The 24,291-nt window shown below is 37.2% G+C and carries 20 protein-coding genes, 3 pseudogenes and 1 riboswitch; of the genes and pseudogenes, 15 read left to right on the forward strand and 8 right to left on the reverse strand.

What is annotated here, in order from left to right:
• Positions 1-744: 744 nt before the first annotated feature.
• The 5 genes and pseudogenes from R4Z09_RS12745 to R4Z09_RS12765 form a co-directional block, all read right to left on the reverse strand.
• Positions 745-1,485: pseudogene (locus R4Z09_RS12745) on the reverse strand (ABC transporter permease).
• Positions 1,486-1,498: 13 nt separating this feature from the next.
• Positions 1,499-2,218, reverse strand: coding sequence for an ABC transporter ATP-binding protein (locus tag R4Z09_RS12750; protein WP_338452654.1), 720 nt, complete (start codon positions 2,216-2,218; stop codon positions 1,499-1,501).
• A 155-nt stretch (positions 2,219-2,373) separates the two neighbouring features.
• A complete protein-coding gene (locus tag R4Z09_RS12755; protein ID WP_338453265.1) occupies positions 2,374-2,598 on the reverse strand; it encodes an ATP-binding protein in 225 nt (74 codons plus the stop codon).
• Positions 2,589-3,587, reverse strand: coding sequence for a HAMP domain-containing sensor histidine kinase (locus R4Z09_RS12760; RefSeq protein WP_338452655.1), 999 nt, complete (start codon positions 3,585-3,587; stop codon positions 2,589-2,591). Before R4Z09_RS12760 ends, R4Z09_RS12755 begins: the two co-directional genes overlap by 10 nt.
• Positions 3,588-3,697: 110 nt before the next feature.
• A pseudogene (locus tag R4Z09_RS12765) lies at positions 3,698-4,437 on the reverse strand (response regulator transcription factor).
• Positions 4,438-4,874: 437 nt separating this feature from the next.
• Between R4Z09_RS12765 and R4Z09_RS12770 the strand changes: the two are divergent.
• From R4Z09_RS12770 to R4Z09_RS12785, 4 genes are all read left to right on the forward strand, one after another.
• Positions 4,875-6,155: an alpha/beta hydrolase family protein gene (locus R4Z09_RS12770; protein WP_338452656.1), complete on the forward strand. Its 1,281-nt coding sequence runs from the start codon at positions 4,875-4,877 to the stop codon at positions 6,153-6,155.
• Between the two features lie 308 nt (positions 6,156-6,463).
• On the forward strand, positions 6,464-7,180 hold the full coding sequence (locus R4Z09_RS12775; protein ID WP_338452657.1) for an ABC transporter ATP-binding protein: 717 nt from the start codon (positions 6,464-6,466) through the stop codon (positions 7,178-7,180).
• The gene (locus R4Z09_RS12780) at positions 7,152-9,638 is read left to right on the forward strand and encodes an FtsX-like permease family protein (RefSeq protein ID WP_338452658.1); all 2,487 of its coding nucleotides are present in this window, start codon (positions 7,152-7,154) and stop codon (positions 9,636-9,638) included. The genes R4Z09_RS12775 and R4Z09_RS12780 overlap by 29 nt, the downstream gene beginning before the upstream one ends.
• Complete coding sequence (locus tag R4Z09_RS12785; protein ID WP_338452659.1) at positions 9,631-10,440, forward strand: hypothetical protein; 810 nt, start codon at positions 9,631-9,633, stop codon at positions 10,438-10,440. The genes R4Z09_RS12780 and R4Z09_RS12785 overlap by 8 nt, the downstream gene beginning before the upstream one ends.
• A 505-nt stretch (positions 10,441-10,945) precedes the next feature.
• On the opposite strand, the gene R4Z09_RS12790 is transcribed toward R4Z09_RS12785, so the two are convergent.
• Positions 10,946-11,350 carry a hypothetical protein gene (locus R4Z09_RS12790; RefSeq protein WP_338452660.1) on the reverse strand — a complete coding sequence of 135 codons (405 nt, stop codon included), beginning with the start codon at positions 11,348-11,350 and terminating at the stop codon, positions 10,946-10,948.
• Between the two features lie 615 nt (positions 11,351-11,965).
• Here R4Z09_RS12790 and R4Z09_RS12795 point away from each other — a divergent pair.
• Entirely contained in the window at positions 11,966-12,970 is a 1,005-nt protein-coding gene (locus tag R4Z09_RS12795; RefSeq protein WP_338452661.1) for a DUF3231 family protein, read from the forward strand.
• Between the two features lie 232 nt (positions 12,971-13,202).
• On the opposite strand, the pseudogene R4Z09_RS12800 reads toward R4Z09_RS12795, so the two are convergent.
• Positions 13,203-14,415, reverse strand: a pseudogene (locus tag R4Z09_RS12800) (MFS transporter).
• Between the two features lie 372 nt (positions 14,416-14,787).
• Between R4Z09_RS12800 and R4Z09_RS12805 the strand changes: the two are divergent.
• Both R4Z09_RS12805 and R4Z09_RS12810 read left to right on the forward strand, forming a co-directional pair.
• Positions 14,788-15,450 carry a DJ-1/PfpI family protein gene (locus tag R4Z09_RS12805; protein ID WP_338452662.1) on the forward strand — a complete coding sequence of 221 codons (663 nt, stop codon included), beginning with the start codon at positions 14,788-14,790 and terminating at the stop codon, positions 15,448-15,450.
• 267 nt (positions 15,451-15,717) lie between these two features.
• Positions 15,718-16,617: a hypothetical protein gene (locus R4Z09_RS12810; RefSeq protein WP_338452663.1), complete on the forward strand. Its 900-nt coding sequence runs from the start codon at positions 15,718-15,720 to the stop codon at positions 16,615-16,617.
• A 292-nt stretch (positions 16,618-16,909) separates the two neighbouring features.
• Here R4Z09_RS12810 and R4Z09_RS12815 read toward each other — a convergent pair whose 3' ends face one another.
• Positions 16,910-17,488: a copper resistance CopC family protein gene (locus R4Z09_RS12815; RefSeq protein WP_338452664.1), complete on the reverse strand. Its 579-nt coding sequence runs from the start codon at positions 17,486-17,488 to the stop codon at positions 16,910-16,912.
• Positions 17,489-17,731: 243 nt separating this feature from the next.
• On the opposite strand from R4Z09_RS12815, the gene R4Z09_RS12820 reads away from it, so the two are divergent.
• From R4Z09_RS12820 to R4Z09_RS31070, 8 genes are all read left to right on the forward strand, one after another.
• Complete coding sequence (locus tag R4Z09_RS12820; protein WP_338452665.1) at positions 17,732-18,748, forward strand: YpdA family putative bacillithiol disulfide reductase; 1,017 nt, start codon at positions 17,732-17,734, stop codon at positions 18,746-18,748.
• A gap of 240 nt (positions 18,749-18,988) precedes the next feature.
• Positions 18,989-19,167, forward strand: a riboswitch (cobalamin riboswitch).
• A 121-nt stretch (positions 19,168-19,288) separates the two neighbouring features.
• A complete protein-coding gene (locus R4Z09_RS12825; protein ID WP_338452666.1) occupies positions 19,289-19,513 on the forward strand; it encodes a glutaredoxin in 225 nt (74 codons plus the stop codon).
• The gene (gene nrdI, locus R4Z09_RS12830; RefSeq protein WP_338452667.1) at positions 19,510-19,869 is read left to right on the forward strand and encodes a class Ib ribonucleoside-diphosphate reductase assembly flavoprotein NrdI; all 360 of its coding nucleotides are present in this window, start codon (positions 19,510-19,512) and stop codon (positions 19,867-19,869) included. The genes R4Z09_RS12825 and nrdI overlap by 4 nt, the downstream gene beginning before the upstream one ends.
• On the forward strand, positions 19,866-21,959 hold the full coding sequence (gene nrdE, locus R4Z09_RS12835) for a class 1b ribonucleoside-diphosphate reductase subunit alpha (RefSeq protein ID WP_338452668.1): 2,094 nt from the start codon (positions 19,866-19,868) through the stop codon (positions 21,957-21,959). Before nrdI ends, nrdE begins: the two co-directional genes overlap by 4 nt.
• Entirely contained in the window at positions 21,947-22,915 is a 969-nt protein-coding gene (gene nrdF, locus R4Z09_RS12840) for a class 1b ribonucleoside-diphosphate reductase subunit beta (RefSeq protein WP_338452669.1), read from the forward strand. Before nrdE ends, nrdF begins: the two co-directional genes overlap by 13 nt.
• Positions 22,916-22,927: 12 nt before the next feature.
• Positions 22,928-23,365 carry a dUTP diphosphatase gene (gene dut / locus R4Z09_RS12845; protein WP_338452670.1) on the forward strand — a complete coding sequence of 146 codons (438 nt, stop codon included), beginning with the start codon at positions 22,928-22,930 and terminating at the stop codon, positions 23,363-23,365.
• Positions 23,366-23,453: 88 nt separating this feature from the next.
• Positions 23,454-23,771: a hypothetical protein gene (locus R4Z09_RS12850; protein ID WP_338452671.1), complete on the forward strand. Its 318-nt coding sequence runs from the start codon at positions 23,454-23,456 to the stop codon at positions 23,769-23,771.
• Positions 23,772-23,786: 15 nt separating this feature from the next.
• Positions 23,787-23,951, forward strand: a complete 165-nt coding sequence (locus R4Z09_RS31070) for an IS200/IS605 family accessory protein TnpB-related protein (protein WP_422392300.1) — start codon at positions 23,787-23,789, stop codon at positions 23,949-23,951.
• The last annotated feature ends 340 nt before the right edge of the window (positions 23,952-24,291 follow it).

Consider the following 24,291-nt stretch of genomic DNA (forward strand, 5'->3'; position numbering starts at 1 on the left):
AAACCTATTTGTAAATCCGTAATTATGTGACTAACGATGCAGGTGCGTACAAAAAGAATTTTTCCGCAAATTGAAGGAAAAACTAATAGCAAATTTATATAGTTACAGTGGGTGGCTATAAGCTATGGTCTTATGCGTTATTTCTATTATTTTATTTAATTTAATTGTTTATAAAAGTAATAAACATCTTACAAAAAATCAAATAGTCCACATATGGGCATTTACGATCATTTTGGTTACTTGGGCTGATATTTATATTGATGAAAAAACTGGAGGTTACTGGTACTTTAAAAAGGGAATTGAGTGGCATAACTTTTTAGTATATACGCTATTAATTCCACCAGTGAATGTTATTTTTCTGAATTGGTACCCTTTTGAAGCTTCAAGGTTAAAAGTGTTCCGTTATTTCGTTTATTGGATTCTATTCATTACAATCTATGAGCTAATAGCTTTGTTACCCGAACCTTGGGGGTTTTTTCATTATGGGTGGTGGAATTTATTCTATTCAATCATATGCGATCCTTTTTTACTATACATTTTACTCAAGTATTATAAATGGATATGTAAAATTGAGAAAAGTGTTTAATGCAAGAGGAAAATGGGAACCAGATTGTGAAACTGATGCCCATGTCTTGAAGAGTAGGGGGAAATGGGAACCAGATATCGGTAGCTGTCCGAACTTGTAACTAAATAACTTTTTCAGCTGTTTCGAACCGTCCCCATGTATCCCTCTCACTCAGATAATCAGTCCGTCCAATGGAAATACTTAAGTCCAATAATGGTTGAAAAAATTAAAATCCCGATTAATACTCCTACGTCTACCATGGCTCCTGATGTAAAGAGTGTACCGTTCCATCCATCTCTTAATACTTTGACAACATAGGTTAATGGTACGAAAATCGATATTTTTTGCAGGATATCTGGATATGCTTCTAGAGGAATGGTTGCCCCTGACAAGAACATCATGGGATACATGGCAACCATCGCTATTCCTAATGCGGTCTACATTCGTTTGGCAAGGCTTGAGACAATAAATCCGACTGAGAAAAAGGTAATGGAACAGAATGTTAACGCTAGAAAAAACTCGAATGGGTGCGCTGTTGATCCTGATCCAAGGCCCAACTTTGAAATCAATAGAATTTCGATTGCTCCTACATATATTGCGAAAAATCCTTTGACAATTGTTGCTGTAAAAATCGCTCCTTGATTAAGCGGGGTTCCTTTTAATCTTTTATAAACTCCTTTTTCTCTATCAATGACCACCTGAAGTCCCATAGAAAAAAAGGCTGTTGTAAAAATAATAATAGCGATCATGCTTGGTATATACGCTTGGAAGTAATCTAACCCATCATATGAATTGGATTGAAACATGAGACCAAACACGACAAAACAAACGGCTGGAACAATATACGTAAATAATAATGGCAATGTTTCTCTAAAAAACAACTTCAATTCCATTTTTGTATGTGTTAATACTGTTTGCATCTTGTATCCTCCCTTAGTATTCTACCGCATAGTGTAAATAAACATCTTCCATCGTTCCTGCATGATCTAATGAATCAATTAAACGACTCGGTCTATCACATGAAACTAGCTTTCCTTTTTTAATAATCGCCATTCGATCACAATGCCGTTGAACTTCTTCCATATAGTGAGTTGAAAGAATGATGGTTTTTCCTTCCATACGATAATTATTAATACAGGCCCATAACTCACGTCTCGCTTGTGGATCTAGACCGGTTGTTGGTTCATCTAAGAAGATAATTTCTGGATCATTGATTAGTGCCAGCGCCAGTGATGTCCGCTGCTTCCACCCTCCGGATAGATTTTTTACATATTTATTGAGATAGGGTTCTAGTCCAATCGTATCAATAATTTCCTTAAGGTCTCTTTTTTTATCATAATAGGAACGAAATAGTTCAAGAGCTTCCTTTACTTTTATCCGATCATAGAGAGAGGTCTGTTGCAGCTGGATTCCAATCCTTTGTTTAATTTCATCAGCCTCATCCGTAATATCCATATCTAGAACTCTTACATCCCCGGAATCTGGTTGTCGCAGTCCCATCATAATTTCTAATGTGGTTGATTTTCCGGCTCCATTTGCCCCGATAATCCCAAATACTTCACCTCTATAGACTTTAAAAGAGATTCCATCTACAGCTTTTACAGCCCCATAGCTTTTTACAATTTGATTTAGTTCAATTACACACTCGCTCATCTTACTACCCCTTTTTTGTTCGCTTATTTATATTTCTATCCTACAAATGAAGTATTAAATTAATCTTAAGTGAACCATATCTTACTATTAAGAATGCAGCTGCCCAGAAAACAAAAAAAGGCATAACATCCAAGTGTTATACCTCATTAGGCCGATCATATCGGCAGTTCTATGATAAAATTCGTTTTTCCATGCTTGGGTTTCGTATCCAAGTACACTTTGCCATTGAGCTTCTCGACAATTTTTCTTGTTATGGCCAATCCTAACCCAGACCCGCCATCATGGCTTCTGGTTTTATCCCCTCTAACAAACGGATCAAAAAGGCTCTGAGCAATATCTTCACTAATTCCAATCCCGTCATCACCAATTTCTATACTGATTGAATTTTAGATTCTTTAAGAGTGATAAATACTGGAGTTTGTTCCGGATTATATTTAATAGTATTTTCTAAAATATTAGACAGGGCACGATAAAGGAGTTTCTGGTCGAATCGATAAAATATCTTTTTCGTTGGGATATTTATCGTAAGTTCCATTTCCTTTTCTGTAAATAATTCATAGTACTCAACAATCACTTCCCGAAAAAACTCACAAATGTCATGGTCCTGCTTCATCATCTGGAAGTCGGGGGTATCCAATTTTGAAAACATAAATAACTCATCAATGAGGGAGGTTACTCTTATCGACTTATCATGGATATATTTGAGGTACCGTCTTTTTTGTTCCTCATCTTCTACCATGCCATCATATAACGCTTTCGAATATCCTTGGATGGTTGTCATTGGTGTTTTTAAATCATGTGAAAGATCGGCGAGCATTCTTTTTTTACTTTCTTCTAGTTGTTCTTTTTCCAGATTTTTAATCCTTAATTCCTCTGCCACTCGTATAAGGTCCTTGTTCAATTCCTTATATTTTAAGGAGGCTTTTATAAGAAAGGGGAGTATACCGCCGCCAAATAATGGTGCTAAGAATATGAACAAGTATAGTAGTTGGTCAGGATAGACCGTTTGATAAATGGGATAAATACTCAGCACGATAAAACTGCCACATAACCAATACATCCATCTCAAGGGGAGGCGGACCATTTGGTTAGCAAAAACAAAAACGATATACAAATACATTGGATGGTAAAAGTATGTGAAAACAAAGGTAATAATCAGTTCAGCAATAATAAAATAGAATGCGTACGTTGAAGCCCAAAATACCTGTCTGTAGCAGAGAACAAAAATCACCAGCAGCAAAAGGCCGGAATACTGTCTAGTTGCGGACTCCTGCAGCAGGAAATACAGTGGGATACACAAATTTGCCAGGTAGATATAAGGACTATATCCTTCTTCCTGTGGGAAAAGTTTTTTTTGAAACAGTTTCAATTTCATCCCTTCCCTAAAGTTTATCGAGATTATTGTTAATAGAATAAGACATCAATCTTAAATTAATCTTATTTATAACTTACGTTTATCTAATGCCAAAAAAATAAACCTTACTCAGGCCTATTCAAATTATGTATTCTTTTTTCAAATTTATATCCTAATCCTCTAACTGTTTTGATGTATAGGGGCTTTTTCGGGTTTTCTTCAATATTTCCCTTATTTTTGAAATGTGGACATTAATGGTGTTGTCTTCTTCACCGCCCATATAATATTCATTCCAAGCGCTTTCAAATATTTGTTGCTTTGTATACACCCTTCCAGGGGAGCCCATTAATAATTCGAGTATTTTATATTCTATTTTTGTTAGTTAAATAGCAATATGGTTTCGAATAATGGAATAGGTCGCTCCATCAAGAGTAAGGTCTCCCACTACTTTTTTTATGGTTTCAGACACTTCTGGATGTTTGTTCTCTTCAAATGAGAAGTTATAACTCCGTCTCAACAGGGCTTTCACTCTGGCCACCACCTCATGGGGATTAAACGGCTTTTGAATAAAGTCATCCGCTCCAATTTCAAGCCCGTAGATTTTGTCACGATCTTCCTGCTGCGCAGAGATAATAATAATCGGAATTTGTAATGTTTCTCTGACCTTTTTAATGAGTTGGTATCCGTCTATAATCGGCATCATTAGGTCAACGAGCATTAAATCAATATTCCCTTTCGAAATAGACATTAAGGCATCCATGCCATCATGTGCTTCAATAATCTCGTACCCTTCGTTCTCTAAATAAAGCTTAAGCAGCTCTGCGATTTCTGGTTGGTCATCTACGATCAATATGTTCCTCTTCAATGGTAATCACTTCCTCTAATTTTATGAATTTCCGATAGAAATCTAGTTTTCTTAGAGTATATCAATGAAAGATATGACTGAATAGAAAATACTACCAGTTATTTAATTTGCAAAGGTGAAGGCGTTTGAAACGGAGGGATGGTTCGGATACTTTCCTTTAATGGAAACATCATAACCGTCCCCGCACCGCAAAAAACTTTCGGTGGTTCCCAAAAAATAATGGGAGGCTTTTCAATAAACTGTGCGGGGGTCCTTCATAAGTGTGCGGTTTGAGTAGGGGCGATCCTTAGTACAATGTGAATATACAAAACAACAAAACAAATGGATAGGTATCTAAGAATCATGCAATCTGGATAGCTGATCGAAGATTTGTAGAAATGGTTCATATGAACAAAGCTTGTTAAGACAAACAAATTTATAAATTGGGGGAATAAGAAATGAAAAAAATTATGATCAGTACCTTAGCAGCAGTTACTTTACTTTCGGGTGCATTTTCAGCAAGTGCCCAAGGGACCAATGGCAAGGAAGCACCAATTGAACATTCCATTAAGTCGGAGGACGCTCTAGTGAACTTACCGAAAACGACTGGAGAGTATAAAGTTGGATCTACCACCTATGATTGGGTAGACACTTCCAGAATAGACTTACTTGACCCGAAGAACAAGAGGGAACTTAAGGTTCAAGTATGGTATCCTTCAGATAAAGCCAGCAATAAAGGAAAGAAAAAGGAGCCCTATCTCCCAATGACGGAGAAGGGGATCAATCAGATTATCTCCACTTTTAGTTTTGGCGATCTTTTTGCTGATGTGAATGATATCAATACACAAGTGTATAAAGATGGACGATTATCTAATAAGAAAAACAAATATCCAGTTGTATTGTTTTCACATGGTCTGGGTGTGAGCAATTGGAATTATCAATGGATGACACGTGAACTGGCAAGCCATGGATTCATTGTGGTCAGTATTGACCATTCTCACTTTAGCTTTGGAACCGAATTTCAAGATGGGCGGTTTATGCCAATTGCTTCTCAATTTTTACCGGGAAATGCCATCCCACAGCTAGATGAATACGATGATTACGTCAATAATATCTGGGTAAAAGATATACAATTTGTTATTCAGCAGCTGGGTACCTTGAATAAAAAAGATAAGAAATTTAAGAACAAACTAGATTTAAAAAACATTGCGGCAGTAGGGCATTCAATGGGTGGAGCTGCAGCAGCACGTGCCTTGCAAGTTGAACCTAAAATTAAATCAGCCATTAACATTGATGGGTCATTTATTGGTTTCACTGAAACAGAAACAATGACAAAGCCGTTTGCCTTAATTAAAACGGAAATGTCAGAAATGTTCTTAACTGGAAAAGCTGAACAGCCACTGCCGGAAGGACTAGACTCACAGACGGAGCAAGAATTAAGAGAGATGTTCAAAGTATACAACAACAGATACGAACAGGTAGTTACAGGTCCAGCATATGACATTACCATATACGGCGGTGCTATACACAATAGCTTCACCGATATGCCTTTGTTAAGACCATATCTTTCCGGAACGATGTATGATAGTGACAGTATATTTCCTGCGAATCCTGAGCCGATTTATGAATTAAGTAATCAAGTAATTGTGGATTTTCTTGAAAAAACGCTGAATGGTAAGAAAAATACAATCCTTGATCGTAGGAATGTCAATATACCTAATTTAAAGATTGTTCAATAGTAAATTGTCTGATTGAGCAAATGGAATCAAATATAAAAACCCGCATGTAAGAATTGTGGATTGGTTTATTAAGGAATGAAAACTGCCAGGGATTTACTGGCAGTTTTTTTCTTTACTCGCAAAAGTATTTCGGGGTACCGCAAAATCCTGCGGTCGTTCCCACATAGCGTGCGGTGTGTTTCATGAAATTGTGCGGGGGCCCTCCAAAAAGAGTGCGGTTTGATAAGGGGGGTTACTAAGTACAATGTGAATATAGAAAATAAATAATCTTACGGAAAATGACTTATATAAATTGGAGGGAAAAACATATGATTTCAGTTTCGGATGTTTCAAAAGTATATGCATTAGAGTCAGGAGATTTCTTTGCGTTAAAGAATACTACTATCCAAGTCGGTAAAGGCGAATTTGTTGCCATTATGGGGCCAAGTGGATCCGGAAAAAGTACACTATTACAACTGATAGGCGGACTGGATCTTCCAACGTCTGGAACGATTGAAGTGGATGGGATTGAATTAAACAAACTAAATGAAAAACAGCGTACCTTATTCCGACGTACAAAGGTTGGCTTTATTTTTCAAAACTATCAGCTTTTACCGATGATGACGGTTGGAGAAAATATCGCCCTTGCACTTTCCGCTAATCATGCGAAAAAAGAGGAAATAAATTCGGTTGTCCAAAAATTGTTATCAGATGTAAATTTACAAGGAAAAGAGTCAGCATTCCCTTCCCAGTTAAGCGGCGGCCAACAACAGCGGGTAGCGATAGCGCGGGCGTTAGCGATGAAACCAAGTTTAATTTTAGCTGATGAACCTACCGGAAATCTCGATCAAAAAAATGGTGAAGACATATTAAAGCTATTATCAGTGTTAAATAAAGAAGAAAAAATTACAGTTGTTATGGTGACGCATGATCACCAAGCAGCACAAGTGGCAGACAGAATCATCGTTGTAAGAGATGGAGTAGTTGTGACAGATGGAAATAAAGGAGGCAACCGACATGAAACAGTGGCTAATCGCATGGCGTAATTTAATGCGGCGGAAGATGCGGACGTTTCTCACGATTATGTCTATCGTGATAGGGGTTGCCTCTACATTTGGAGTCATTGCTGCTGTGGATACTGCAGAAAAGGCCTTTCCCATTTACTTAAAGGAAGCCTTTGGAAAGGCAGATTTTAATATTGCAGGAACCGAAGCTTATTTTTCAGAAGATATTCACAAACAGATGTCCTCGGGTCAAGATTATACAGCTATCTCGTTGTTAAAGGAAAATACCAAGCTCATTACGGAAGAAAAAGGGATTTCTGATATTCAGAAAAGAGTCGTGCTCACCGGTTATAGCGAGCTTAATACTTCCGTTACTGGATTTAAAGTCATTGAAGGTGATTTAAAAGCAGGGGGAGCAGTAATTACGGATAGAACAGCAAAGGTATGGAGCTCCAAAGTTGGCGATACGATTTCTTTTGATACAGACAGTGGCGTTAAAAAGATTAAAGTAACGGCCATTGTTCAATACACAAAAGACTTAATGGGGCCTTCCAGTTGGAATATGGCCAAATACCACCACTGGGCGGTAGCGGTTCCGCTGCCAGTTGTTCAAAATTGGTTTGATTTAAACGGGAAGATCCAAGCGATCCAGGTTAAGGCAGAAAATCCAAATCAACTTGATACGGTTGAGCAAGCATTGAATCATGTGGTGAAAAGCAATAACGGCATTTATATGCAGCCAATGGTCGTTAATTTTGACACTGTATTTAAAGATCTAAATACTTTCTTTATAGCCCTCTATATGGCTGGTTTTCTAGGAATCGCACTGAGTGCCTTTATCATTTTTAATTCACTATATGTAAGCATTAAAGAAAGAATAAGTGAATTTGCTGTGTTGAAGACCATCGGTTATACCCCTGGACAACTGCAGACAATGGTGCTATCGGAAGTTTTCCTTCTTTCCACTATAGGAACGGTTCTTGGTCTTTTGGCTGGGTACGGTCTTGCGCTCGGATTAAAGACTCTTATTTTTATGATTTATGGTGTCCAAAGCAACAGTGGGATGATGCTTACAACTGGTTTAATCGTATCCGTTACGGCTGGATTACTTATTCCGATTCTTGCCTCTTGGTATCCCATTTATCAGGTTGGCAAGGTAAGTGTTATTGAAACATTAAAAGAGAACAAAGCAAAAGCGAATCTAAAAAACAAGTGGCTTGGAATGATTGGAGTTCTACTAATATTATCAAGCTTCTTTATTAAACATCTGATTTTAGTCTTGCCGCTGATGATCGGGATTGTTTTGGTATTTCCTTATCTTTTTACACTGTTTAGTTTTCTGTTGAAAGGGATCTATCGTCTTGCATTCAGATTTGTTGGAGACATGGCGATCCGTAATTTAAATCGCAATATTGGTCGTACGTCCATGACTTCAGTCATCCTTAGTCTTGGGATTGCGATGATTGTGTTAATGAGTTCTTTAAATTCTGCGATTTTACAGTCTTATGAAAGAGTGATTCACGATTCTTACGGCGGAAACCTAGACATTATGTTCCACCACATTGAAAAAGAGGATCTAGAAAAGATCAAACATACAGAGGGGGTCGCAAATGCTGCTGCATATTCCTTGCAAGGGATTGTATGGAATATGGAAGGCGAAAAACGGATGCTCCCAATATTTGGAGTAGGAACTGATTGGATCGATCAATTCCCGCTGTTTTCCGTTTCAAGTGGCACACATAGTAAAATCATCAAGAATTTAAAGAGTGATGAAATTATTCTTGATAAAATTTCTTATGGAGCCTGGGGAGGAAAGATTGGGGAAAGCATCACTCTTGAAACTCTAGAGGGGGAAAAATCGTTTAAAGTTGGCGGTGTGGTAGATACAATGAAGAACAGCGGTAATAGCGGCTTTATGCAAGAGGAGCATTTCAAGGAGAATTTCGGAGTGAAATATGAGAGAAATATTTTGGTAGTCAAAGATGAGCAAACAAGTCCTCTTCAATTGAGAGAAAACATATATGATCAGTTTGGTGAAAGGATCGAAGAAATGTGGGGACCTGAGGATTGGGTTTCGATGATCGGCGGAACCATCACAGGATCCTTTAGCATCATTAACGCGCTTGTTGTCCTTGGGATTATTGTCTCTGGTATTGGTATTACCAATACGTTGCTGATTAATATCATGGAGCGGGTCCGAGAAATTGCGATGATGCGTGCGGTAGGGGTTACTCGGAGTCAGATTATCAGTATGATTTTGTTGGAAGGATTTGGAATCGGTCTTGCTGCAACGGTCATTGGAATCTTATTTGGGATTCTTTTAATCTACATTACTTCAGGTTTTGTAGAGATTAATTCCTTAACCTTTGAATTTGGTGTTTCACCTTTGATTCTATTCATTATCTTCTTGTTTGGAATCTTGATTAGTTTATTTTTAAGTTTTACCCCATCAAGAAGAGCAGCCAAAACTCCATTGAACGAGGCGTTGCGTTATGAATAAGCGAGTATTATTAACGGTTATTTTGACGGGATTATTATCTATTATGCTTACCGCCTGTGGGACGAATGCTTCTTGGGAAGAAGAGAAAGACATCCAAATAAGTGACCGAATGGTGACGGAAGATGTACAGGTTGAATGGGAGCTTGATGACAATCAAGCTTCCGACAAGGAAACGTTGATTCGTCTTCGCATGACAAACAACGGTAAGCCCATTGAGGATTTTGAAATAAATCATGAAAAATTACTGCATTTAATTATTGTAAGCAAAGATTTGTCGTATTTTAATCATGTCCATCCTGAATACAAAGGCAGGGGTGTTTTTGAAATTGCTAATGAGTTCCCTGCTGGCGGAGAGTATCGAATGGCCGCAGACTTCAAACCTGCTGATGGCAGTTCTATGACGAAATTGCAGTGGGTAACGGTAAAAGGGGAGACTGCACTAACAGAAGCTGTTACGGTAGATGATATTCTTGAAAAGTCAGTTGATGGGAAGAAAATATCGTTATCGTTTGATTCTCAGCTTGCCGCAGGGAAAGAGGTAACACTAAAGTATGCAGTAACTGATGAAAGTACAAATCAGCCTATTACTGACCTTGAACCTTATTTAGGATCTATTGGGCATGTAGTGGTATTTTCTGAGGACGGAGAGCGCTATTTACATGTTCATGCGCTGGAAGATCAAGGCAGTGGCCCCGATGCTTTATTCGAGACTACTTTTCCGGAAAGCGGAATCTACAAAATATGGGGGCAATTCCAACAGGACGGCGAAGTGTTTACTGTAGCTTTTGTGGTTCAGATTTAAAAAGTCACTGTGACCACCTGAAGCAAAGTAAAGTATTCTGGTGTCCATGATCTACGTAAAGCCTATGTTGAGAAGATGGAACTTGATGCATTTAAGCAAATTCTTTCAGGGCAGCTTACAAAAGCTGTTCTAATCGAAAAAGTGATGGATTAAGTCTCTTCTCATCCAAAATTAAATGAAATGGTTCCAAAAAAAATATGGGCTAAAAGTACAACAAAGGATGGAAAAACATAATATTATCCCCAAAATGATCCTAGTGGAGCTAAAAAATTGAATTTTTCATATGAAAAGCTTGAAAAAATGGAAATCTAAAACATTTTAGATTTATATATCGCAGAACAACTCGGTCATAACAAAACAGAAACCATTAATGAATATCACAGCACAACCGCAAAAGAGCGTCGACAAGAATTCCGTAAGACTATAAAAACGCTGCGTAAAAAAGGACGTCGCTTTAAAAAAACAGAGCTTAGCACTGTTTTTTTGATTTGTTCAAATCGGAACGTTAATGGTCCTCAACAACTGTAAAATCAACCCGAATTCTTGAACCGCCATCCACCTCAACAAGGGGTACAGGAAAATATTTTTCGGCAGAATTAATATCAAATAGTTCTACTCTTTTCTCCCTTCCATCAAATTTATCATTTTCAAAATCATCTTCTTCAAATAATCTAGCACCAAGAAACAAAGCTTCATTATCATGAACAGTAATAGTGGTTTTTGGTTGACCAGGTAAATAAACAGATTGAGGAGCTATGTTAACACCATCACCATCCTGAACATCCCATAAAACATTTGTTTGACTTTGTGTTCTTGCATATACTTTACCAAAAACCTCAATGTTTGAACCTGCATCATCTGCAGTTTGACAAAATATTCCGTGAAATGTAACCTTAGCATTTTTACCCATAGAATTTTAGCCCTCCCTTAAGAGTTAATATAGAAACAATATTAATTTGTGTAATATAAATTTAGATATGAATGGTAATATCCACTTGCTTAAAATCATGGACACCATTAGGAGTATTGAAAATTAATTCAGGTCACAGGGACCACCCGAATAATCTTGTTTCACAATTAAAGGATTGGAGATTGACTATAGACAATATCCAATCCTTTTTCTTAATTTAGAAGAAAACATTCCTATCGGGCAGCAGATAATAAACTCCTGCAAGCCTTTTTTTGCTTCCTACAACAGCAGCACGAAATGTTAGTCAAAATAAGTAGTGATCTTCAAGCACAACAAATAGTTTGTCACCTTTACAAGTTTTTAATTTTTCAATCCAATCTCAATCTCAATCTCAATCTCATAGACAGACTTTTCCTAGATTACAGTTCTTTGTATATGCAGATATTCTGTAAGTAGAAAAACAAGTTAGAGAGGGTGCCGAATTGCATCCTCTTTTTCTATAATTTAATTTCTTCACAGAACTATTAAAAGAAATACTGAAAACTTACAGTACATTAAAACCAAGAAAATCATATCGCTTCTTAAATTGGGAAATAATACTTAAGAGGTGAAAATATGGATACGGAAAAATTAAAATTGACATCTTCTGAAATTGGTTCTTTATGGGGTGAGTATGTAAACGGAACAGCAATAGATGTAGTAAATAGATATATGTACTCCATTATTGAGGATGAAGCAATAAAAGCGGTTTTTAATGATGCTCTCAAGACATTCGATAAACAAAAGAGTGAGCTTATCACTTTTTTTGAGAATGAGGGGTTTCCTGTTCCAATTGGATTCAATGAAACCGACCTATATTTAGGAAAACAAAGATTGTTTTCAGATGCATTCTGCCTGAATTATTTACACGTAATGTCCTTACACGGATTACTAGGACATATCTCTGCATTAAGCATTTCTGTTAGAAAAGATTTACGGGATTTTTACGACTCATGTGATAATGATGCAAAAAAGATGTATCACCAAACGATTGAGTTATTGCTTGATAAAGGACTTTTTCAGAGAGACCCATTATTTTATGCATATGAACACCCTCAATTTATTTTAAGCAAAGATTTCAAAGATGGTCTTTTTGGAAAAGGGAGAACTCTTGCTGCTACAGAAATCATTAGTATTTCTTTTAATCTGAAAAAAAGTATAATGGCTAAAACCCTTTCGATTGCATTCAGCCAGGTGGCCGAATCCAAAGAAGTTAGAAAATTTTTAACTGAGTCTGAGAAAACAGCTGATGGACAAATAAAAGCGTTAGCAAAAATACTCCAAGCTGATAACTTACCTGTTCCAAAATCATTGGAAACGGAAGTAACCATTTCAACTGATTCTCCATTTTCTGATAAATTATTAATGTACCACATGGGATTTTTGTTTCAAACTGCACAAACCTATCACGGTGCTGGTTTAGCAACAGCCATGCGAACGGACCTCGTGGCCACTTATGAAGCAACGATTATCCAAAATCTTATGGTTACAAAAAACTGGTTTAATATTATGGTGAATAATAAATGGTTAGAACAACCTCCACTTGCACCTAATAGATCAGACATTGCAAAACAAAAATAACAAAAAATGCCCTTCCAAAATCGGTCGGGCATTTTATTTTTAAAAAATCCTTTTTCCACAAACTCCAGCTAAAGTACAAAGAAAGGACAGTCTACAAAAAGCTGCCCAATTCTTTAACAGGTTACCTTCCAAGAATTGGTCCAACCAGTCTAATTCTATTAAATGATAAATTTTACATGGATAAAGTGTGTTGAATAAAGCCAGAATTTACTGAATGCTATGAGATCCATTTTTAATGTTGCTTCTGCATTGTTACTACTTTTACATGATTCGCTTCTTTTTTTCTGAGCATTGGCAGCAATGCTAATGCACCAATAAAAAATAGGGAGGACGCCAAAAGATACATAACAATTAGCGGAAATTCTGCCTTTAATGGACCAACCAAGCTCATGTTCAACACCATTCCACCCATAAATAGTGGAGTTAGAATTCCGTTGACTCGGCCGACAAATGATTCTTCAGCGTTTGTTAAAATTAATGTATTACAAGCAATATGGATAGGGGGACCCATGATTCCAAATACGAATTGAGCGAATAGGGCAACCCCTACCAGTTTAACTGACCCCAATATCGCTACAGAAACGGCACTCGAAACAAATCCAATAAGAAGCATTTTCTGAGGTGTGACCTTTTTAGAGAGCGCCATTGCCCCAATACCTCTAAGGATCATCCCTACACCATTTAAAGCGGTGAACCATTGTAAGCTTTGTGCGACAATCCAAGGTTTTCGGTGACCAAGAAGATGCCCAGCGGGTTTACAAGTCCCAGTCCCATACCGGCCGACAGGAAAAAACCACCCATGTAGAGAAAAAGCTTATTTGAAAAAACATAACGCAAACCCATTTTCATCTCCAGGGATACATTTGCTGCCGATACCGCTTCTACCTTTTGATCAGAGGGTAAGAAGGCAAGGACAAGAGCTGATAGGAGAAAACAAGTACCCATAATGGCGATTGAAACATGGATACCGAATTGAAAGTAAATAAGCGTACCAATGATTGGTAGATAGACTGCATCGTTTGGTTCATGGACATTCCAAGCTGCATTAAGGATTCTGGAACATGAAGCTTAAACAATTTCACACTCGAAGGCTGGGAAAACTGTGACAAGACAGAAGACACGAGTGTGGCGAAAAAGATGGCTTTCCAACCGCTAAACATCAGCGCCATTAGAACGATAAACACGGAAAGTGCTCTAAGCAGGTCACATAAAACCATCGTACGTCTTGGTCTCCAACGATCGGCAAAAGTCCCGCCAATAAAGGAGAATAAGAAGATTGTCCCGAATTCAGCAATGGAAATCATCGATATGGCTAATTGATCCTTATTAGTTTGTTCTGTCACAAACATCAAGATAGCAAAGTTTCGGACCCAGATTCCTAACTGTAAAAACAGTCCTGAAAATAAAATGGATTGAACAAAGCGATTGGCAAACAAACTTTTCATGGTTGGTGCCTGGATTTGTGTTTGACTTGACATCATAACAACACCTTTCATTTTTATTAAAGCAAAAAGCTTTTGAATCTTATGATCGATTCCTTCTACTCGGCTTCATTTGCTTTGAAATTATCATACGGCAGTTGATAGATGCCAAAACCGCAAACATTGAGCATGATGACCGCAAAAAGTTGTTGAGTGTTTGGCACATAAAAACGAATGCCCCACAATTTTTAGCGGGGACAGGTTCATATTTTTACGTTGCGGGAAACTGAAAAAATATTGCGTGAGTATACTATGTTCTTGCGGTCTTAAAAGACTACTTGAATCCTATGATAGGAATATATCTTTTAATAAATGGTTTGTATGGGGAGGATTATTATGAAAAAACAATGGAATGTAGGAATTTTGCTGTTTGAAGATGTGGATGTGCTGGATTATGCAGGACCGTTTGAAGTGTTTTCGCTTGCCGTTTATGAAGATGACAAAGTTTCCAAAATGTTAACAAAAGGATTAGCGAATGAGGAAAAACCATTTATTGTTAAAACTATTTCGCAAACTGGTGCCATCATTTCTTCAAATAATGGGCTTAAGGTTCAGCCTGACTATGGCTTTGAGAATATGGATTTTAAAATGGATATTCTTATTGTACCAGGAGGGCCGCTCTATGCGATTCAAAAAAGTATTGAAAATAAAAAGTTAATTCAGTGGATTTCGGAATTTTATAAGTCTGGCGGCATTGTTGCGTCTGTTTGCTCAGGTGCAATCCTGCTGGCGGAGGCAGGTCTCCTGTCAGGAAAGAAAGCCACAACTCACTTTCTTGCTTTGGATTATTTGAAGTCGAATTATCCAGATATTTCGGTTACTCCAAGGGTGCGTTATGTAGATCAAGGAAATATTCTTACCTCCGCAGGTGTTTCTGCCGGTATCGACATGTCACTGTATCTTGTTGGAAAAATATTGGGGGAACCGGCAGCAGTCAGAACGGCCGCCACAGAAGAATATCCATATGATTGGAGATTAAATGCAGATATTGTCAAGTAAGTAGAACAACAAGTTGGAGAGTGTGCCGAATTACATCCGTGTGTATAGATGCAGATACCGCATAATGTTTAATGCGAAGTTTTTTGAGAGAATAAACCACTGTATGTGGTTTATTTTTTTGCCGGAATATCCCATTTTCTGGCGGAGACTAACAAAATCTTTGCGCTATCGTTCTATTGATTTGCGGTTTGAGTTTAGCCTTTCGGCAGTATGTTAAGAATATATCAAGTAAAAGAATGTATCCAATAGAAGGTAGGAGTGAAAGTATTGAGAAATTGGGCAATAGCAGGAACGCTTTATGTAACCATTTTCTTTGTGGGTTTTCAGGCTTATGACAAATGGTTCGCAGATGAAAAGACAAACGCTGTCCAGGCAGGAATGCAGGATAAGGAAAGTAAGAAAAGTATGGAGACCATGGATGACATGGAGAGTACAGACCAAAGTATGGAAGTAGAAGAAACAATCGCTCATGGGGAGGAAGGCGGCCATGGCCATGAAGAGGGCACTTCGCATAGCAAAGGCAGCCAAGTTAATGCTTATGTTTATAATGATCAGAATAATATAAAGATTTTTTTAAAAGATAAGGCTGGAAATCCAGTTGATGATTTAGAAGTGAAGCATGAAAAGATTCTCCATCTAATAATCGTCGACGATCAGCTGCAGAAGTACTATCATTTGCATCCAGAAAGAACAGGTAAAGGAGAATTTGCGATTGGAAATTTACTTCCTGAAGGTTATTATAAGGCATTTATCGATATTAGGCCTAAATCGCTTGCTTATGAAGTAGAACCAGTTCCATTTGTGGTTGGATCACCACCAGTAAATACTGATGTGCGTGGCCATGCATTAGAAGCAGACACTGATTTTACCAAGAGTGTGGATGGGGAAAAGGTAACGATGAATGTCAGTTCCTTTAAAGCAGGGGAAAACGTTATACTAACCTTTGACCTTGACAAAACAGATCTTACCCCATATTTAGGAGCAATGGGCCATGTCGTCATTTTGGATGAATATGGAAAGGAGTTTCTCCATGTACATCCTTCAAATGATACCGATACGGTTTTTGAAACAACATTTAAAAAGCCTGGCATTTATAAAATCTGGGCTGAATTCCAACAGAATGGGAAAGTACGAGCATTTCCGTTTGTGATTGAAGTGAAAGAATAATATGGTAACAATTGTGTTTTTGAAATAAATAGAAAATCAAACAGTGTGGGGGGAGAACAGGATAGAATAGCTCTCTCTTTGGTTATCCTTGAGGACATCTATAGGGAAGAAGCGTAAAGACACGCCAAAATTGATTTACACGCAAGATTTTTGCGGTTCAGCTACCGTGCCTGTGAATTAGTATATTGTCCATTCTCAACCAACAATTCTTAAAACTGTTTGTTTTAACGAAATTCAAAAAGTCGATTTTTTCTTAACTAAGAAATTATCGGCTTTTTATCATTAATATGAACTATTTTTTTCTGCGGAATCCGAAAAGGACCCCAGCAGCAATCGCAATTAATACAATAATAATTACAGGAATTAAATAAGACGGTAATTTTCCCTCATCTTTTTCTTCAGTTTGCTCATTTGCTATGTTATCGTCAGTCTGTTCATGGTGTTCATGAACCGATTCATCTTGACTAGAATTTTGTTGATTTGTTGTTGCATTTTCATTTTCAGGTGTCGTTTCGGAAGCAGAAACATTTACAGTGAACGAAAACTCTCCATCAACTGGATGTCCGTCTGCCCCAATAATAGTCCAATTTACAAGATACTCTCCATTTTCTAGAGGGGTTGCAAGGCTGCCTATCATTTTACCTTCATTAATAGAAATATTTTCAACAGGCATAGATTGGCCTTGAGTATTACTTAGCTCAAATTTACTGCCTTGTTCTATTTTACCCTCAAAATTTAATGTGATTTCACGAAGTTCTTCTGTAACAACTTGTCCATCTTCTGGAGAAGAACTCTCTAAATGAGTATGGGCAAAAGCGTTTGTTGAAATGGCAAATATAAATATTAATGTAGCAATTAGTATTTTCTTCACTTCTATATTCCTCCATAAAATAAATGTAATAATTACTGCAAATGAGTTATTTAAAACACTATATCAGATTACAGGGAAAGTGTGAAATTCATGTGAAAAATGGAAAAATTTTTCTGCCTCATATAAAAATGATAAAGATATTTGAGCGATTAAACCAGTATAATATGGGCTACATTGGGTTAATATGGTGTTTGTATCCGTTAGAAAATTGCGGGTGTAATAAATTGTAAGGACGAATGATATATGATTTACGATGTTATTGTGATTGGCGGGGGACCTTGTGGTTTAGCAACAGGACTTGCCCTTCAGGAACAAGGCCTAACTTATGTTGTCTTGGAAAAAGGGGGAATTGTCAATTCAATTGTAAAAAGTCCATTGAATGTTCGTTTTTATAGTACATCCGATCGTTTAGAAATCGGTGGGGTGCCTTTCCTCTCTAAAGATGAACGTCCAACCCGTCATGAATTAATGAAATACTATCAATCTGTTGTTTCTAGACAATCTCTTGAGATTAAATGTTATCACAAAGTCACAAAAATCATTAAAGAGCCAGAGTGTTTCACTCTAAATACGATCAATCAACAAGGAAGGTCTATCCATTACCAAGCAAAAATGCTTGTTATCGCTACAGGAATATTCGATAACCCCAAACCATTAAATATTGAAGGTGAAGACCTTCCAAAAGTAATACATTACTATCACGAGGGACACCAGTTTTATGGACAACGAGTCTTGGTGGTTGGTGGGAAAAATTCAGCGATTGAGACAGCCATTGACTTATATCGTAACGGAGCGGAAGTAACATTAGTTCATCGAGGGGAATCTGCTTACCACGGGATTAAACCTACACTGTTAATGGATATACGAAATTTCATTGAAAAAGGAAAGATTCAATTCTTTCCACAATCGAAGGTTCTTAGAATTGCTGAAGATTCCGTGCTTCTTGGAACTCCTAAAGAAACAGTAAGTATAGAAAATGACTTTGTTTTTCCGCTGATTGGTTATCAACCAGATAGTAAAATGCTTAAAAGTATAGGAATCCAAATGGATGAATCTTCATTAGTGCCTATGTTTGATAAAGAAACCTATGAAACGAATATTGAGAACATATTTCTCGCAGGCGTTGTAACCGGAGGAACAACGAATAAGGTCTATATTGAAGATGGACGATTTCATGGAGCAAAAATTGCAGAAGTTATTAAAAAGCGATTCAGACGAATGGAAATTTCGAATAATCAACAGTTAAAAAAGGAATCGTGAAATAGAGGAACAGCATATTTTGGGGGCAGACCCCGCCTTTGTAAAGCGGCGGGAGACTGACTCCTTAGTTTTTATATGGGTAAAACGCCGAACCTCCAACACTAAAGAAACAATGGTTACTTTTTATTATTGCGATCCAAAGTATAAAATTGAAAATTCTCACATTAATAAGTTGATATTTATAGATTTACTTTTTAGTAGAAGAATGGTACACTTAATTTTATTAAAAAAACAATATATTGTATTTATTTTATGTTAGGTACTACTATATGTAGTTTAATAGGGAAGTTCGGTGCAATCCCGACGCTGTCCCCGCAACTGTAAAGCTGACGACGATTCAAAGCCACTGTGAATTGGCACGGGAAGGGAATCGGAGAATGAAGCCAAGCCAGGAGACCTGCCTATATAAAACAAATCAATCATTTCTTCGGGGATTGAGAAATGGAGACGTAATCATTTTTCAATTTCTATACGTTTCCATTTTAGGCTATCTCTTTTCGAAGAGGTAGCCTTCTTATATTACGAAAAGAGGGGTTATACATGAAACTTTATACGAAAACAATTTGTCCTAAATGTCTTTGGGTAAAATCTGAAATACAACAAGCCGGGCTTGAAGCAGACATTATTAACATTGATCAAGATGAACAAGCAAGACAAAAAATCATCGATGCAGGTTTTTTAAGTGTTCCTGTTCTTGAATTCGAAGGAAAGTTGATCGGGGATGTGAAGGAAGTTATTTCGCAAATTGAGCTGATTGCACAATGATTGTGTATGCTAGCCGGACTGGAAATGTACGATATATTGCTTCCAAATTAAACACGGAGCCAATCGAGATTTCCGAAGAATTAATGTTGGATAAGCCTTACCTATTAATTACCTATACAGATGGGTTAGGTGAAATACCTGCAAAGGTTGTACGATTTTTAGAGCAAAACGCAAACTTTTGTAAAGGTGTAGTTGTTAGTGGAAATAGTAACTTCGGTCATACGGTATTTGGCGGTGCTGGTGATAAAATTGCAGCGACGTATCAAATACCCCTAGTTCGCAAACTAGATTTACGAGGATATCAAGCTGATTACGAAGCCATTCAAAAGTTTTATGAAACGAGGGTGACGGGATGAAAACGTATTTAAAGCTAAATAATGATGTCCTTAATCGCTATAGCACTACGGGACAATTAGAATTGGAAAAAGATCGTGAAGCAACGCGACGTTACTTTTTAGAATATGTAAATGTACGTCTGCGTTACTTTATTGATATTGAAGAAAAAATTCGTTATTTAGTAGATGAAGGTTACTACGAAAAAGAATTTATCGACCTGTATGATATGGAATTTATTAAAAAAATGTACAAAAAAGCCTATGACTATCATTTCCGGTTTCCTTCTTTTATGAGTGCTAGTAAGTTTTACGATAGTTATGCGATGAAAAGTCGTGATGGGGAAGAAATTCTAGAAAAATATGAAGATCGTATTGTAATCATTGCCTTGTATTTAGCACAAGGAAATCCTAATCTAGCAGAACGTGCAGTTGAGGCCATAATGGAGGCATATCAACCTGCCACACCAACTGCTTTAAATAGCGGGAAGAAAGCACGTGGCGAGTTAGTGAGCTGTTTTAAATTATCAATGGATGACTCCATGAATAGCATCGCTGAAAATATTGGTTATTGCTTAGAGCTATCCCGTTTAGGTGGTGGTGTGGGCGTGAACTTAACGGATTTGCGACCACTGGGGGATCCGATAAAAGGGATTTTAAACCGTGCAAGTGGTGTCATCCCAGTTGCAAAGCTTCTAGAAAACTCATTTAGCTACTCTAATCAATTAGGGCAGCGAAACGGATCTGGTGTTGCCTACTTAAATATTTTTCATGCAGATATTGAAAACTTTATTTCTTCTAAAAAACCAAATGCTGACGATAAAATCCGTCTGGCCACACTATCAACAGGGATCATTATTCCGAATATTTTCTTTGAACTGATGAAACGGGATAAAGATATTGTGTTGTTTAGTCCATACGATATTTATAAAGAATATGGCAAACGGATGTCTGAGATTTCGATTACAGAGATGTATTACGAGCTGTTAGATAATCCGAATATCCGTAAAATAAAACGACTAAATGCAAGGAAACTTTATACGGAAGTAAAAAAGGCACAATTCGAATCGGGCTACCCATTTGAAATCTTTGATGATAATGTCAACGAGGTCCATTCACTCAAAAACATTGGTCGTGTGAAAATGTCTAATTTGTGTACAGAAATACTGCAAGTACAGCAAACTAGTGTGATTACAGACCAAGACGAACCAAACGAATACGGCTTAGATGTATCCTGTAATTTAGGATCAATTGATATTCATGAAGCTAGTAAAGTGAAGGATTTTGAAAAGTTAATTGATACAGCTATGCGTTTGTTAACCAACGTTTCACAAATGACCGACATCAAAAATGTGCCGTCTGTTGCCAAGGCAAATCAAATCATGCATTCTGTCGGGCTTGGTGTAATGAATTTACATGGACATCTTGTGACACAGGGAATTATGTATGGTTCAAAGGAATCCATTGAATTTATCGATTGCTTTATGGAAGCAGTGAACTATTATTCACTGAAAACATCCATGGAAATTGCGAAAGAACGTGATGCCACATTCTACCGATTTAAGGATAGTGATTATGCATCAGGAATTTATTTTGATCCTTATGTGAATAAAGAGGAACAAGAATTAGCACCAGTTGTGTTAAAAGCACTGGGAAATATTCCACTCATCACTCAAAAGATGTGGGAGTCATTAAAGGAAGATATTATGCAATATGGCTTATTTCATTCCTATCGACTTGCTATTGCGCCAACGGGCAGTATTTCATATATTCGCAGCTGCACTGCTTCCATGGCTCCTTGTACTGAACGTGTGGAAATACGTGATTATGCCGATAGCCGCACGATTTATCCAATGCCTCATTTAACAAACGAGAATACTCATTTATATGTGGAGGCATACGATGTAGATCCTTATGATTTAATAGATGTATATGCTGCTGCTCAAAAACATGTAGATCAAGGTATTTCAATGACGCTTTATGTTACTGACAATTGGACAACCGAGCAATTAGCAAAAGTTTATATTTATGCTTGGATGAAGGGGATTAAGTCGGTTTACTATGTACGTCAACGATTACAAACATTAGAGGAGTGTGTAGCATGTCAAATTTAACCTATGAGGCGGTCAATTGGAATAAGCCAACGAGTGAACTTGCACAAGTATTTTGGGATCAGCAATGGAAGCAAATTTGGTTTCCGGAAGAAATTGCCGTCAGTAAAGACGTTAAACAATGGCAAAGCTTTGAACATCAGGATACATATAAAAAGGTCTTTGCTGGATTGACATTACTTGATACGGTTCAGACAAATATTGGTATGAATCATATTGCTGCTTATGCAACGGATTTACAGGAAAAGAGTGTTTTCACTGTATTTGCAGCTTTTGAAGCCATACATGCAAAATCTTACTCTTATATCTTTACAACCCTGTGTACGAACACAGAAATCGACGAGCTTTTTGAATGGGTGAAGAAAAACGAATTTCTTCAATATAAAGCTAATAAAATTGGCGAAATTTATAACAGTATTGAAGAAGGAAATTCAGAAAGCTTATGGAAAGCGATGTTTGCATCTGTCATGCTTGAGTCCTTTTTATTCTACTCTGGCTTTTTCTATCCTCTATATTTAGGCGGACAAGGTTTTCTGCGTAATAGCGCAGAGATTATTTCACTAATCTTGCGTGACGAATCAATTCACGGTGTGGCAGTAGGATTTTTTGCGCAAAATTTATTTAAGCAATTTACAAAGGAAAAGCAAGATAAGTTGAAAGTATGGGGCTATGAATTATTATTGGACCTGTACCAAAATGAAATGCAATACACCGATGATGTTTATGCTGAAACAGGCTTATCACCAGAGGTTAAAGCATATGTACGTTATAACGCGAACAAAGCGTTAATGAATGTCGGCTTCGAATCTATGTTTCCAGAGGAAGAAGTCAATCCCATTGTGATGAATGGCATTCGTAATGAAGGCTCCACGTATGATTTCTTTTCACAAAAGGGATCTACCTATGCCAAAGCGAAAGTGGCTCCTATTACAGATGAAACCTTTAATTTTAGTAGATAAGGAGAACTAAACATGAACTTAGAAGTAAAAATCAAAAGAATTCACACTGATGCATTGCTTCCTTTGCAAGCAAATCCAGGGGATGCCGGAATGGATCTTTATTCAGTTGAAACCGTCATGATTCCATCAGGAGAAGCAAGATTAATTCAAACAGGTATACAAATAGAACTGCCAAAGGGAGCGGAAGCACAAATTCGTCCAAGAAGTGGACTAGCATTAAAACATAGTGTAACTGTCCTTAATAGTCCGGGGACCATTGATGAAGGATATAGAGGAGAAATTGGTGTTATCTTAATTAATTTTGGTAAGGAAAAATTCATAGTCGAAAAAAACATGCGTATTGCTCAAATGGTGGTTCAGACTGTCCCGTCGATTCAGCTTATAGAGGTAGATGAACTATCTCAATCTGTACGAGGGACATCTGGATTTGGGGCAAGTGGTACAAAGTAAGGATGATAGAATATTGTAAAATCAAAGAAGAAAAATATCTAAAGTTTCCGAAAAGAAGCTTCAGTTAAACATTGGGAGATTAGCCAAAATGACCGGTTTCTTCCAACAGGTAAGAATCGTACCCAAATATGACCGTTTTACAGTAGAATTCGTTATGTTAATAGGAAAAAAAATAGAAATAGGAGCGAAAAAAGAAAGATGTATGGGGGTTGATTTAGGAATTGATAATATAGCTTCTGTAGCCACAAACACTGGTATGACTCCCTGTCTGTTTAAGGGCGGAAGAGTAAAATGTGTGAACCAGTGGTATAACAAAATGCGTAGTCGGTATTACGCGGTTCTTCGTAATGGCAAAAAAGGCCATAAGAGTGTCTATCAAACAAGGAGATTGATAGGCTTCGATTAATAAAGATATAGAAAAATAAAAGACTTCTTTCATAAGGTGAGTTTTAACATTGTTAAAATAGCGAAAGAACACCAGATTGATACTATTGTCATTGGAAAAATCATCATTGGAAAAAAAGAAAGTAACTTAGGAAAGAAAAATAATCAAAACTTTGTTCAAATACCTCATTTTTTTGATTGAACTGATTATGTATAAAGCAAATGCGGAAGGAATCGCAGTCATAATTACAGAAGAAAGTTATACATCTAAAGCAAGCTTTCTAGATGAAGATACTATTCCAACTTACCAATCGGGGAATAAAGAACAACACATCTTCAGCTGAAAACGAATAAGCAGAGGGGTATATCAATCTAAAGATCAAACCCTCATAAATGCTGATGTAAACGGAGCAGCAAACATTTTGCGAAAAGTAATCCCAATGGCTTTTGTCAACGGGATAGTGGCTTTGTGTTCTAAGCCTCAAGTGGTCAATGTGCGTTAGCACTAACCCTGAAACCTGTGACTTTAGTCATGGGAGGTT

Origin of the sequence: Niallia oryzisoli (genome assembly GCF_036670025.1) — a bacterium.
Lineage (GTDB): Bacteria > Bacillota > Bacilli > Bacillales > Cytobacillaceae > Bacillus_BD > Bacillus_BD oryzisoli.

What these genes read in the sequence shown, in the direction of transcription:
- R4Z09_RS12790 (WP_338452660.1), bottom strand. Translation starts at nt 11,350, where the DNA reads ATGGGTAAAAATGCTAAGGTTACATTTCACGGAATATTTTGTCAAACT.
- R4Z09_RS12780 (WP_338452658.1), top strand. Translation starts at nt 7,152, where the DNA reads ATGAAACAGTGGCTAATCGCATGGCGTAATTTAATGCGGCGGAAGATG.
- R4Z09_RS12750 (WP_338452654.1), bottom strand. Translation starts at nt 2,218, where the DNA reads ATGAGCGAGTGTGTAATTGAACTAAATCAAATTGTAAAAAGCTATGGG.
- nrdI (WP_338452667.1), top strand. Translation starts at nt 19,510, where the DNA reads ATGATTGTGTATGCTAGCCGGACTGGAAATGTACGATATATTGCTTCC.
- R4Z09_RS12795 (WP_338452661.1), top strand. Translation starts at nt 11,966, where the DNA reads ATGGATACGGAAAAATTAAAATTGACATCTTCTGAAATTGGTTCTTTA.
- R4Z09_RS12805 (WP_338452662.1), top strand. Translation starts at nt 14,788, where the DNA reads ATGAAAAAACAATGGAATGTAGGAATTTTGCTGTTTGAAGATGTGGAT.
- R4Z09_RS12785 (WP_338452659.1), top strand. Translation starts at nt 9,631, where the DNA reads ATGAATAAGCGAGTATTATTAACGGTTATTTTGACGGGATTATTATCT.
- R4Z09_RS12775 (WP_338452657.1), top strand. Translation starts at nt 6,464, where the DNA reads ATGATTTCAGTTTCGGATGTTTCAAAAGTATATGCATTAGAGTCAGGA.
- R4Z09_RS12820 (WP_338452665.1), top strand. Translation starts at nt 17,732, where the DNA reads ATGATTTACGATGTTATTGTGATTGGCGGGGGACCTTGTGGTTTAGCA.
- R4Z09_RS12825 (WP_338452666.1), top strand. Translation starts at nt 19,289, where the DNA reads ATGAAACTTTATACGAAAACAATTTGTCCTAAATGTCTTTGGGTAAAA.
- R4Z09_RS12770 (WP_338452656.1), top strand. Translation starts at nt 4,875, where the DNA reads ATGAAAAAAATTATGATCAGTACCTTAGCAGCAGTTACTTTACTTTCG.
- nrdE (WP_338452668.1), top strand. Translation starts at nt 19,866, where the DNA reads ATGAAAACGTATTTAAAGCTAAATAATGATGTCCTTAATCGCTATAGC.
- nrdF (WP_338452669.1), top strand. Translation starts at nt 21,947, where the DNA reads ATGTCAAATTTAACCTATGAGGCGGTCAATTGGAATAAGCCAACGAGT.
- dut (WP_338452670.1), top strand. Translation starts at nt 22,928, where the DNA reads ATGAACTTAGAAGTAAAAATCAAAAGAATTCACACTGATGCATTGCTT.
- R4Z09_RS12850 (WP_338452671.1), top strand. Translation starts at nt 23,454, where the DNA reads ATGACCGGTTTCTTCCAACAGGTAAGAATCGTACCCAAATATGACCGT.